Origin of the sequence: Salegentibacter sp. BDJ18 (assembly GCF_017579965.1) — a bacterium.
Lineage (GTDB): Bacteria > Bacteroidota > Bacteroidia > Flavobacteriales > Flavobacteriaceae > Salegentibacter.
In genome coordinates, this window is sequence record NZ_JAFLQX010000002.1 from 116,279 (window position 1) to 128,500 (window position 12,222).

Here is a 12,222-nt window from a genome sequence, read left to right on the forward strand (position 1 = left end):
ACTTTTCAGAAGAAAAAAATTGCACTTGGATTTCCCAATTTCAAGGCGATAAGGTTTTTGCAATCAAAAACCAATGTCACAATAAAACCAAGCCATAAAAAAAGCGCCCCATTTGGAGCGCTTTTTAGTTTATCTATTTCCAAAGAAATCTTAAGCAGTAGTTGCTTCAGAATCTTCTTCAATTTTCTTCTTCTTTTCGATCTTAGATTTATCGGTCACACTGTCAAACATAACAGGTGTTGCGATAAATAAAGAGGAATAAGTACCTACAATCACACCAATAATCAAGGCAAACATAAAGCCTCTAATGCTCTCTCCACCAAAAATGAAGATGGCAAGTAAAACGATCAAGGTAGTAAGCGAGGTATTCAACGTACGGCTAATAGTACTATCTAAAGCGCTGTTTACCGTTCTGCCTAATGGCCAGCTGGTATGCTCGTTTACAAATTCTCTAATCCTATCAAATACAACCACGGTATCGTTTAATGAGTAACCAATTACCGTAAGGATTGCAGCGATAAATGCCTGGTTAATTTCCATACTAAATGGCATCACTTTGTAGAGTAAAGAGAAAATACCCAATACAATAATAACATCGTGAGCTACTGCGGCTACGGCACCAATACTAAACTGCCATTTTCTAAATCGTAATAAGATATAAAGGAATATTACCACTAGTGATCCTAAGATAGCCCAGAAAGAGTCGTTCTTAATATCATCGGCAATAGTTGGACCTACTTTCATAGACTGCATAATACCAATATCTTTCCCAGCTCCACCTGTAGTAAATTCATCAAAAGTAAGATCCTGCGGAAGGTAAGATTGTAAAGCATCAAACATAGATTGTTGAATCTCGTTATCTACTTCAGTGCTCTCTTCATCTACTTTATATTTTGTAGTTATCTTTAGCTGATTATTTGGCCCGAAAGTTTTTGCTTCGGCACTTCCAAATTCAGCGATAAGATCCTGTTCAACATCGGTAGGATTCACATCCTGATCAAAACGAACAGTGTAAGTTCTACCTCCAACAAAATCAACCCCCTGGTTTAATCCCTGTACTAATAAAGAACCAACACTTAGAATAATTAAAATTCCGGAGATTACATAAGCTACCTTACGTTTCCCAAGCCAGTCAATTTTTACATTTCTGAAAAGGTTTTTGGTAGCGCCGGTTGCGAATTCTAAAGATTTTCCGTTTTTACCATAACCATCAATAAATAACCTGGTAATGAAAATTGCGGTAAATAACGAAGTTGCGATACCTATTAATAAAGTAGTAGCAAAACCTTTAATTGGTCCTGTTCCTAAAATTAATAGAATAAAACCAGTTAAACCGGTAGTAATGTTGGCATCTAAAATTGAAGAAAGTGCATTGTTGAATCCATCTTTAATCGCATCTTTCTGCATTTTTCCTTTAGCAAGCTCTTCCCGGATTCTTTCAAAGATAAGTACGTTTGCATCTACCGAGATACCAATAGTTAATACAATACCGGCAATACCAGGTAATGTTAACACGGCACCTAAACCGGCAAGAATTCCGAAGATAAATAAGATGTTTACAGCAAGGGCAACATCGGCAAAAAGACCGGCCTTACCATAGTAAAATACCATCCATATCAATACAAAAACGAGGGCGATCCCGAAAGACCAAATCCCGCTGTCTATAGCTTCCTGACCTAAACTTGGTCCAACAATTTCACTTTGGATAATATCTGCGGAAGCCGGAAGTTTACCAGCTCTAAGCACGTTGGCTAAATCCTGACCTTCGGTTATGCTAAAATCTCCACTAATTTCACTTCTTCCACCTGAAATAGGCCCGGTTGAAACACCTGGAGCCGAATAAACAGTATTATCTAAAACAATAGCTATATTGCTCTGTTGGGTTGAAGCCTGACCGGTCATTTCTTCCCATACCTTAGCTCCTCTTCCGTCCATTTGCATAGATACTGCAACACGACCCATTTGGTCATAAGTTTGTTGAGCATCTGTAATCACATCACCACTAAGAGGCGGCTCCATGTTACGGTTTCCTTTTAATGCATAAAGACCAACTACACCTTCTTCATCTTCCGGGATTCCCCAGGCAAATTTAGCGTAACGTTGCTCGGCAGGAAGAATAGATCTTACCTGAGACATTTCAAGGTAGTTATTAACTTTTGCGGTATCCTGTACAGAAAAATATGCAATTACAGGACCTCCCTGGAAGCCTGGACTTTGCACTAATTCAAATAAAGGATTGTTTCCTGTAGCTACATCTGTAGTATCTTCACTTTCAGCAAGAAGTTCATCAATATCACTATCGGCAGCAGCCGTAGTATCAGCTTGAGTTTCTGCTTGCTCACTTTCTTTATCTACAACGTTTTTAAGAACATTATTAGCCTGAGCAAGGAAGTTCCCTAATTCAGTATTTTTATATACGTGCCAGAATTCAAGTTGTGCAGTACTCTGCAGCAAACCTTGTACACGATTAATATCTTTGGCACCTGGTAATTCAACAAGAATTCTTCCTGAATTTCCTAAACGCTGAATATTTGGTTGGGTTACCCCAAACTTATCAATACGTTTTCTCAATACTTCAAAAGCTGAAGTAATAGACTCATCAACTTTTCTTCTAATAACGGTTTCAACCTCGTCATTAGACATATCAAAATTAATTTCGTCACTTAAGGTTTTATTAGCAAAAATATCTGGAGATGCCAGTTTAGCATCTGGAATACTATTAAAAGCTTCAAAGAAAAGATCAATATAATCGTCCTGGCTATCTGTTGCGGCTGCATCAGCTTCAGCAATGGCCTGGTTAAAAGCAGGATCGTCGGTATTATTCGCTAGTCCGGCAAGAATATCTTTAACCGAAATTTGAAGAATTACGTTAATTCCTCCTTTAAGGTCAAGGCCTTTATTTAGCTCCTTGTCTTTCGCGTCACTGTAAGTGATACCGGCAATTACCTCATTATTCGCTACCGAATCCAGATACCTTTCTTCTTCAGCATCTCTCAACGCCGAGTAATCTTCTACATTTTCGCTAATTCTTTGCCTGGCAAAATCTTCAGCTTCACTTTCTACATTATTGGTAATAAAAGTAAAAGACAACTGATATATACATACCAGCCCAAATAAAATTGCAAAAACCTTAATCAGTCCTTTGTTCTGCATTATTCCTTAAGTTATAATTAATTAGGTCGATTTTAAAAACGGACAAATATAGGGTTTCAAAAATGAAATGCCAACAATTTTTTTTTGAATAATTTAACTTTTAAACATAAAAAAGACCGCAAGATTTGCGGCCTTTTTTAACATTTATTCAAGTTTAAAACTACTTATAGTTCTAATAGGGCATTGGTTTTATTCACACCCTCTGCACTTTCTTTAATTTTATTAGACTCTGAATCGTCCAATTCTATTTCAACGATTTTTTCAAGTCCGTCTTTTCCAAGAATTGCCGGTACACCTATACAAATATCATTTAATCCGTACTCTCCCTCTAACATTGCCGAGCAAGGGAACATCTTTTTCTGATCGCAAGCAATAGCCTGAACCAAAGCCGAAACTGCAGCTCCAGGTGCATACCAGGCACTGGTTCCTAATAACTTAGTAAGGGTTGCTCCACCAACTTTAGTGTCTTCTGAAACCTGGTTTAAACGATCTTCAGATAAAAATGCTGAAACAGGAACCGAATTTCTAGTAGCCAATCGTGTAAGAGGTACCATCCCGGTATCACTGTGACCTCCAATTACCATCCCATCAACATCTGATGGCGGGCATTCTAAAGCTTCACTCAATCTATATTTAAAACGGGCGCTATCTAAAGCTCCACCCATTCCAATAATTTTGTTCTTTGGAAGTCCGGTAGTTTTATGCACAAGGTAAGTCATAGTATCCATAGGATTACTTACCACGATTAAGGTTACATTTGGAGAATGCTTAATTAGGTTTGAAGAAACTTCTTTTACAATCCCGGCGTTTATCCCTATTAATTCCTCACGTGTCATCCCCGGTTTACGCGGAATACCACTGGTAATTACTGCCACATCACTGCCTGCAGTTTTAGAATAATCGTTTGTAGTTCCTGTAATTTTAGTATCAAAACCGTTTAAGGTTGCGGTTTGCATTAAATCCATTGCTTTCCCTTCGGCTACTCCTTCTTTAATATCGAGTAAAACCACTTCTGAAGCGAAATCTTTAATGGCTACATATTCTGCACAACTGGCACCCACGGCACCTGCTCCTACTATAGTAACTTTCATCTTATATTTTATTTAAATCGATTAATATTTGATTCCAAAAATACGAATATTGATATAGTATTACTATAAGATATGGTTAAAACTATGGGTTTTATATTCTGAAATGCAAACCGGCATTAAGATGAAAAAACTTCCCGGCAGTTGCCATTGTACTAATCTTAAAACGGTCGAAATACAAATTAAAACCTAAATCGGCTTTAAATTGCGCCTGACTTTGATCTAAACCGCGTAGTGCCGAATTAATTGGCCCTAAAGCAACCCCCGAACCGCCCATTGCGTAATTAAAGTTTGAGTTTGTTGCTCCTAAAGCTCCAAAAACTTCAAAACTATCGCCGTACAATTTAGAACCCATAACAGATGCCATCCACAGGTTAGAGTTTACGTTTACCAAATTCAAGTTCACAACGTTATCTATATTTACAGGACTAAATTCATACTCTACATCAAATTTACTGTAAGCGATTATTGCAGCGGCTTGAAAGTCTTCTTCATTATTAAATTTAAAGTATTGCGAGAAATTATGTTTTACTCCAGCGCCATAAGTTGTGATAGCTACTCCATCTACAGTTAATTGAGGTAAAAATCTTGCAGAAAATTCTGTTTCATAAGGTAAACCTACATTAGCCTGAACAAAAGGATATGCTACCACACTTTTATTCACGCCTTCGAGAGCCTGAAATTCAAAAGATTCTCCTAATAAAGTTCCTTCAAAATAAACATCAGTTTCACCACCAAAAGCTGTAGGCACTACAGCATTACTTTCATCCCCTTTAAGACTCAAAATTGGACCACCATCCTGGTGTACCCCCGCTAAATTACTATTTGAAATAGTAAAACTTTGACGATTAGAAGGAACAAATAAAGCATTTCCCTGAAAGGAAATCTCTACTTTCCATGGTTTTAAAGCAGTTGCTGAAGTAAACCAACCGGCCCCGGCCTGATAAGCAACCCCTTCGGCTGCAGGTCCTGCAAATTCATCCGCAATATACAGCATCTCATTTGCGAATTTTGTAACATCGCCCTCCTGAGCGTAGGAGTTAACTGAAAATAAAATAAATAGAATGAGGTATTTAGCTTGAAATTTCAAAATAAGTAGGTGTTAAGTTAGGCGGTAAAAATAATAAAAAAAGCACTCCTAAAACAAGTTTAAAAAAATCATAAAAAAACCCGTAAGTGAGCTTACGGGTTTTCCTTTTCAAAATATTCTCAATTATGCATCAATATTAGCATATTTAGCATTCTTCTCAATAAATTCACGCCTTGGCGGCACCTCATCTCCCATAAGCATAGAGAAAATTCTATCGGCTTCACTGCTGTTATCAATATTTACCTGTCTAAGTTTACGTCTTTCAGGATCCATAGTAGTATCCCAAAGTTGCTCAGCATTCATCTCACCAAGACCTTTATAACGTTGAATTTGCACGCCACCGCTGTAACTTTCAGCGATCTCATCGCGTTCTTCTTCACTCCAGGCATAGCGTTTTCTACTACCCTTTTTAACCAAATATAAAGGCGGGGTTGCAATATAAATATGACCTCCTTCTATTAATTCTTTCATATACCTATAGAAGAAAGTTAAAATAAGCGTTTCAATGTGACTACCATCTACATCGGCATCACACATTATCACTACTTTATGGTATCTTAATTTATCGGTATTTAAAGCTTTACTATCTTCTTCAGTACCAATAGTAACCCCAAGAGCAGTGTAAATATTTTTTATCTCTTCGTTATCAAAAACACGATGTGTCATCGCTTTTTCAACATTCAAAATTTTTCCTCTTAACGGAAGAATAGCCTGGAATCTACGATCTCTACCTTGTTTAGCTGTACCACCTGCAGAGTCACCCTCTACAAGAAACACTTCACTTTGAACAGGATCCTGTTCAGAACAGTCAGATAATTTCCCGGGCAAACCACCAATACTCATTGCGGTTTTACGCTGAACCATATCTCGCGCTTTCTTGGCTGCATTTCTAGCTTGGGCCGCAAGAATTACTTTTTGAATAATGGTTTTGGCATCATTCGGGTTTTCTTCCAGGTAATTTTCAAGCATTTCTGAAACCGCCTGAGAAACCGCCGAAGTCACCTCCCTGTTTCCAAGTTTTGTTTTTGTTTGCCCTTCAAATTGAGGCTCGGCAACTTTTACTGAAATAATAGCAGTTAATCCCTCACGGAAATCATCTCCAACGATCTCAAATTTCAGTTTATCCAACATTCCAGAAGCATCGGCATATTTTTTAAGCGTAGTGGTTAAACCACGTCTAAAACCAGATAAATGCGTACCTCCTTCGTGGGTATTGATATTGTTTACGTAAGAATGAAGATTTTCATTGAACGAAGTATTGTAAACCATCGCCACCTCAACCGGGATATCGTTCTTTTCACCTTCCATCGCGATCACATCGGCAATAATTGGCTCACGGTTCCCGTCAAGGAATTTTATAAATTCTTTTAATCCTTCTTCAGAATAAAATCTCTCAGAAAGATATTCTCCTTTTTCATTAACCTCACGCTTATCGGTAAGTGTAATTTGAATTCCCTTATTAAGGAAAGCCAACTCACGCATTCTGCTAGACAAAGTCTCATAGCTGTAATCTACGCTTTGCTGAAAAATACTGGAATCGGGCTTAAAAGTGATTACCGTTCCGTTTAGATCAGTTTCACCAACAGGCTTAACCGGGTAAAGTGGTTTTCCTATTTCATACTCTTGTTCCCAAATTTGTCCGTCACGGTAAACCGTTGCTTTTAAAGAAGTAGACAGTGCGTTCACACAACTAACCCCAACCCCGTGTAAACCACCGGAAACTTTATAAGAATCTTTATCGAATTTACCCCCGGCACCAATCTTTGTCATTACCACTTGTAGGGCAGAAACGCCTTCTTTCTTGTGAAGGTCTATTGGAATTCCTCTTCCGTTATCCTCGGTGGTTACAGAACCATCTTCGTTAATGGTTACTTTAATTGTATCACAATGGCCGGCCATAGCCTCATCTATAGAGTTATCTACCACCTCGTACACCAAATGGTGCAAACCTCTTACACCGGTATCCCCAATATACATTGAAGGCCTAAGGCGCACGTGCTCCATACCTTCTAAAGCCTGGATACTATCGGCCGAATAACTGTGTTTTTTGGGTTCTTCGCTCATATATTTTGCTAATTAAATTCGTCTATTTTGAATAACGAACAAATATAACAAAACGCACATTTTTAATAGGCTAAGAAGCTTGACAAGGGTTTTAAGTTATTAACAATTTGTGCAAAAAAAAGCCCAAAATACAGCAAAATGAAAGCTGCATTTCGGGCATAACAAACCACACGATTGTTTACTCTATACCTGGGCTAATTCCTCAAGTTGTTTTTTAGCATTTGTTGCTACGTGTGAAGTGTTTGCTCTTCCGCTTGGATCAAGGTCTTCCTGCCATTTCGGAATCCATCTTTTTACTGTTTTTGCAGCATTTTCCTGCGGGAAATGACTGTGGAATATTTCTCTATAGAAATATGCTTCTTTAGTAGCCGGTGTGTTGTAAGGATACTTCTCTGAAGCCTTTGCCATTTGCTCATCACTAACTCTTGCTGAAGCGTATGCAATTAACTCGTCTATCCAGCTATATCCAACACCATCACTAAATTGTTCTTTTTGTCTCCATAAAACCTCGTCTGGTAAAAATGGCTGCTCTGGAGTATCAAAAGCTTTTCTAAGAATATATTTCTCAACTCCATCATAGGTTTTTGGCAGTTTATGCACAGCTTCGGTTTCCATTGCTGTTTTTAAGAATGCTTTATCTAAAAATGGAACCCTTGCTTCCAGCCCATGGGCCATTGTAGATTTATCTGCTCTTAGGCAATCTGCAGTAGCCAATCTTTGCACTCTTCTAATTGTTTCTTTCTGAAAATCATCAGCCGTAGGTGCGTTTTTAAAGTAAAGGTAACCTCCAAAGATCTCATCGGCTCCTTCCCCACTTAAAACAACTTTTACGCCTTTTTCCTTAATTCCTTTTGAAAGGAAATACATTGGGGTGCTGGCTCTTATAGAAGTAACATCATAAGTTTCTAAATGCCATACCAGTTTTTTAAGGATATCAATTCCTTCTTCTACGGTAAAGTGAAACTCAGAATGCTCGGTGCCCAGGAATTCAGCAACTTTTCTTGCTGCAACTAAATCTGGTGCGGTTTCATCTAATCCTATAGAGAATGAATGTAATTTTTGGCCGCTGTCTTTCATTAATCTTGCTGCGATAGAAGATGTTAATGAAGAATCCAAACCTCCGCTTAATAAAACCCCCAGGGGAACATCGGCCATTAACCTTTTACGGGTTGCTTCAATTAAACTTTCTCTTATTTTTGAAAGATCTAATTCTTTCGTTGCTTTTTTATAGTCAAACCAATCTGGCGTGTAATATTCAACAAAACCGGTTTCAGGTGTGTAATAATGCCCGGGAGGAAAAGCCGCAAAACTACTACATTGATCAACCAAAGTTTTCATTTCACTGGCAAACCAAATAGAACCTTCATCATCTGTTCCGTAGTAAAGTGGCTTTACCCCAATTGGATCTCTTGCTGCGATAAAATCTTTGCCATCTACCACTACAAAAGAAAATACGCCATCTAATTTATTAAGGAAATCTACACCGAATTCTTCATATAAATGAACAATAACTTCTGAATCTCCTGTTGTTCTAAAAGTATGATGTTTCAATTCATTATTTCGCAATGCCTGGTGGTTATAAATCTCACCGTTGTGAATCATCCAGGCAGTTGAAGTACCCTGGATAGGTTGTTTTCCGGTTTCAAGATCTACAATAGACAATCTTTCGTGACTTAATACATAACCTTCTTCGGTTACATGCACATCACTTTCATCTGGACCGCGGTGCGACATTCTTTTTGATAGCCCGCCAATCTTTTCTTCTGATAATCGTTTCCCGATTACTGCTAAAATTCCACACATAACATTTGCATTAATAATTCTATACAAATATGGGCCAGAGATTACATTATGTAAACACAAATTAGTATATTGGTATAATCTGAAAATAATATTTGGAAAATTATAATTCAGAAGTAAGTAGATTATACTGAAAAAGCTTTCAAACTTTACATCTGTAAAAACTCAATAATTTAACAGCAACTAAATAAATCTTTAACACCTTAAGAAATAACAGTAAACTATCTTTAACCTTAAAAATCAAACACAATGAAGAAAATACTTTTAACTACGCTATGTTTAATTGGATTTTTGGGATTCCAGGATTTAAACGCCCAGGAAACTAAAAATACCAACGGACCTAATTTTCCGAAATTAGATACCAGCCCAATGGATATGATTATACATCGCGACCAAAAAGACGAGGTCATTATGCGTGTAATTTACAGCCGACCTCAAACCCGGGATCGCGAAATTTTTGGAAAACTGGTGCCTTACGGAGAAGTTTGGAGAACCGGTGCTAACGAAGCTACCGAAATCACTTTTTACAAAGACATGGAAATTGGTGGTGAAACTGTAAAGGCAGGTACTTATACTTTATACACTATTCCAGACGAAAAAGAGTGGACTGTTATTCTAAATCAATCTACGCATACCTGGGGAGCTTATGAATATACCGACAAACAAGACTACGTAAGAATTAAAGTACCTGTAAGAAATTCCAGCCAGAAAATTGAGAATTTCTCTATGGCCATAGAGCAGAAAGAAGGAGACGCAGGAGCAAACCTATTAATGGGTTGGGCCGATAAATATATTAAAGTGCCTTTCTCTCCTGCAGGATAATATTGAATACAATTTTTACTGAAAACGGCTGTTTGATTTACAAACAGCCGTTTTTTTATGGAATATTAAGATATTTATGGGTTTGTAGAGAAACCTTCCACTTTGGGTTTTTCATTACAAAATCTACAATAAGTGGCATCATTTTATCTCTATTGCTCCATTCCGGTTGCAAATAAAGAATACAGTTTTCGCTCACTTTTTCAGCCTGCTCCTCGGCAAACTTAAAATCGTGCTTGTTAAAAATGATTACTTTAAGTTCGTGGGCCAGCGGGTAAATTTCTTCGGTAGGTAATTTTATTTTCTTGGGCGATAAACAAATCCAATCCCATTGGCCGGTTAGTTTATAAGCTCCAGAAGTTTCAATATGAATATCACAACCTTTAGCTTTTAAAGCGCCGGTAAGCCTCGTCATATCCCAGGTTAACGGCTCTCCACCCGTAATTACAATAGTTTTACTACTTGCAACCGCTTTTTCAACAATCTCCCCAATATGCGTTGGCGGGTGGATATTTGGGTCCCAGCTCTCTTTCACGTCACACCAGTGGCATCCTACATCACAGCCTCCAATTCTAATAAAATAAGCGGCCGTTCCTTTATGAAATCCCTCTCCCTGGATGGTGTAAAATTCTTCCATAAGCGGAAGCATAATCCCATCGTCTACCAATGCCTTAGTCTCTTCTGTAATCATAGCCTGCAAAGATACGTAATCTCTTATTTTTAAGCTGTGCTTATGGCTGAATTACTTTCTAATCTAAAATAAGCGCATTTACTACCTGGAATTTTTCTTCGGAAAGATCAATCAGAAATCCGTTAATAACCGCGTATTCTAATTTCCCATCATTTTCGAGGAAGAAATGAGGTTGAAGACTTTCTGAAATTTTAAACTCTTTAGAAACAATATTAATGGGAATTTCTGTAAAATCTTCTTCGGGAAGTTCATTTAAAGAGACATAAGCATACCCTTCACGAAGTATTTCTGAAATATTTTTCTGCTGAAGCTCAGCTAAATTTTCAAAACTTTCAGGATAAATTTTTCCTTCTACTAATTTAAAACCCGAAGCATCCAGGTCTTCATAACCGTAGAACGTAGAAAGATCGCCTCTGTCTGCTATATATGCATCGTAAAAATAATCCAGGTTTTCATCCTGAACTTCTCGCTGATTAATTCCTAAATCTAATATATATTCTTCTCCCAACAGCTCATAGGTAAGTCCGGTGAGCTTAAAATCAAAAAGTTTACGGTCATTATTGGGTATTTTCTCGTATTCAGATATCTCAGCATTTTTATAATCTTCTTCAGCAATAGAAAAGACTGCGGCAAGAATTGAAACGAAATTTAACTTTCTAATCTCCTGCTTTTCGGGATCATTTGGGTAGCCACCAGATTCAATTAAAATAGTGCTGGTTCCCCATTTTTGAATATTATCTCCAAAAGCTCTGGGTTCAAAATCGTCGTTATATCGCCCAACCTGACCCGGGGCGTAATCCTGCAGAATATTATTCATTTGAACAATTACCTGCATTGCCGCGGTCCGAACATCATTTATAGATTTTTCATAATTATAAGCGGGAGCCAGATATGAAATAGTTGCCGGTTTTGCGGTTCTTTCGGCATTATAATAAGTGCTTTGATCGTGAAGGTTAAATCCAAAATCGGCATCCAGCCTATCCCGCACTCTTTTTAAAGTTTTACTTTCTGGCGATTGTAAACGTAGAGCATCGCGATTAATATCTACTCCCAATAAATTTCTACGTTGAAAACGCTGAGCGCCATCGGGATTCAGCATTGGTAAAAAATGAAGTTTTACCTTTTTCAACATTTCCTCTTTTTCTTCTGAAAATGCTTCGGAATCCAGGAAATTAAGAATATCAAAAATAGCCATGGTAGCTGTAGATTCATCGCCGTGCATTTGCGACCAGAGAAAAACGTCTACCTCACCTTCACCAATTGAAATTAACTGAAGTGACCTGCCCTCAATAGATTCTCCAACTTTTGCCACTTCAAAATTCTCTTTTTCCTTAAACTTCTCAATTAAAGGTTGAATCTCAACCTGCGTGAACCGACGTTTTTCAATAGATTCTTCCTTGAAATCTTCATAGGTATTATACAATTCTTTATAAAGTTCTTTTTCCTGTGCCAAGCCAACTGAAACATTAAAAAAACCGCACAAACACAATAGCAAGCTTATATTTTTAAAATTCATT

Annotated in this window: 8 protein-coding genes; 1 reads left to right on the forward strand and 7 read right to left on the reverse strand. The window is 37.6% G+C overall.

Translation table 11 applies throughout. The features are described from left to right. Window positions 1-150: 150 nt before the first annotated feature. From secDF to asnB, 5 genes are all read right to left on the reverse strand, one after another. Window positions 151-3,153, reverse strand: coding sequence for a protein translocase subunit SecDF (gene secDF, locus J0871_RS01205; RefSeq protein ID WP_075324882.1), 3,003 nt, complete (start codon window positions 3,151-3,153; stop codon window positions 151-153). Window positions 3,154-3,317: 164 nt separating this feature from the next. After that, entirely contained in the window at window positions 3,318-4,244 is a 927-nt protein-coding gene (mdh, locus tag J0871_RS01210; protein WP_208222855.1) for a malate dehydrogenase, read from the reverse strand. Between the two features lie 91 nt (window positions 4,245-4,335). After that, window positions 4,336-5,331: a DUF6588 family protein gene (locus J0871_RS01215; protein ID WP_346014320.1), complete on the reverse strand. Its 996-nt coding sequence runs from the start codon at window positions 5,329-5,331 to the stop codon at window positions 4,336-4,338. A 123-nt stretch (window positions 5,332-5,454) separates the two neighbouring features. Then, entirely contained in the window at window positions 5,455-7,395 is a 1,941-nt protein-coding gene (gyrB, locus tag J0871_RS01220) for a DNA topoisomerase (ATP-hydrolyzing) subunit B (RefSeq protein ID WP_208222857.1), read from the reverse strand. Between the two features lie 183 nt (window positions 7,396-7,578). Then, on the reverse strand, window positions 7,579-9,198 hold the full coding sequence (gene asnB, locus J0871_RS01225; protein WP_208222858.1) for an asparagine synthase B: 1,620 nt from the start codon (window positions 9,196-9,198) through the stop codon (window positions 7,579-7,581). 246 nt (window positions 9,199-9,444) lie between these two features. On the opposite strand from asnB, the gene J0871_RS01230 reads away from it, so the two are divergent. Further along, entirely contained in the window at window positions 9,445-10,017 is a 573-nt protein-coding gene (locus J0871_RS01230) for a DUF2911 domain-containing protein (protein WP_208222859.1), read from the forward strand. A gap of 55 nt (window positions 10,018-10,072) precedes the next feature. Here the strand turns inward: J0871_RS01230 and J0871_RS01235 are convergent, their stop codons facing one another. Then, window positions 10,073-10,705: a 7-carboxy-7-deazaguanine synthase QueE gene (locus J0871_RS01235; RefSeq protein ID WP_208222860.1), complete on the reverse strand. Its 633-nt coding sequence runs from the start codon at window positions 10,703-10,705 to the stop codon at window positions 10,073-10,075. Window positions 10,706-10,763: 58 nt separating this feature from the next. Continuing rightward, window positions 10,764-12,221 (reverse strand): M14 metallopeptidase family protein, encoded by a 1,458-nt coding sequence (locus J0871_RS01240; RefSeq protein ID WP_208222861.1) that lies wholly within the window; start codon window positions 12,219-12,221, stop codon window positions 10,764-10,766. Between the last annotated feature and the right edge of the window lies 1 nt (window position 12,222).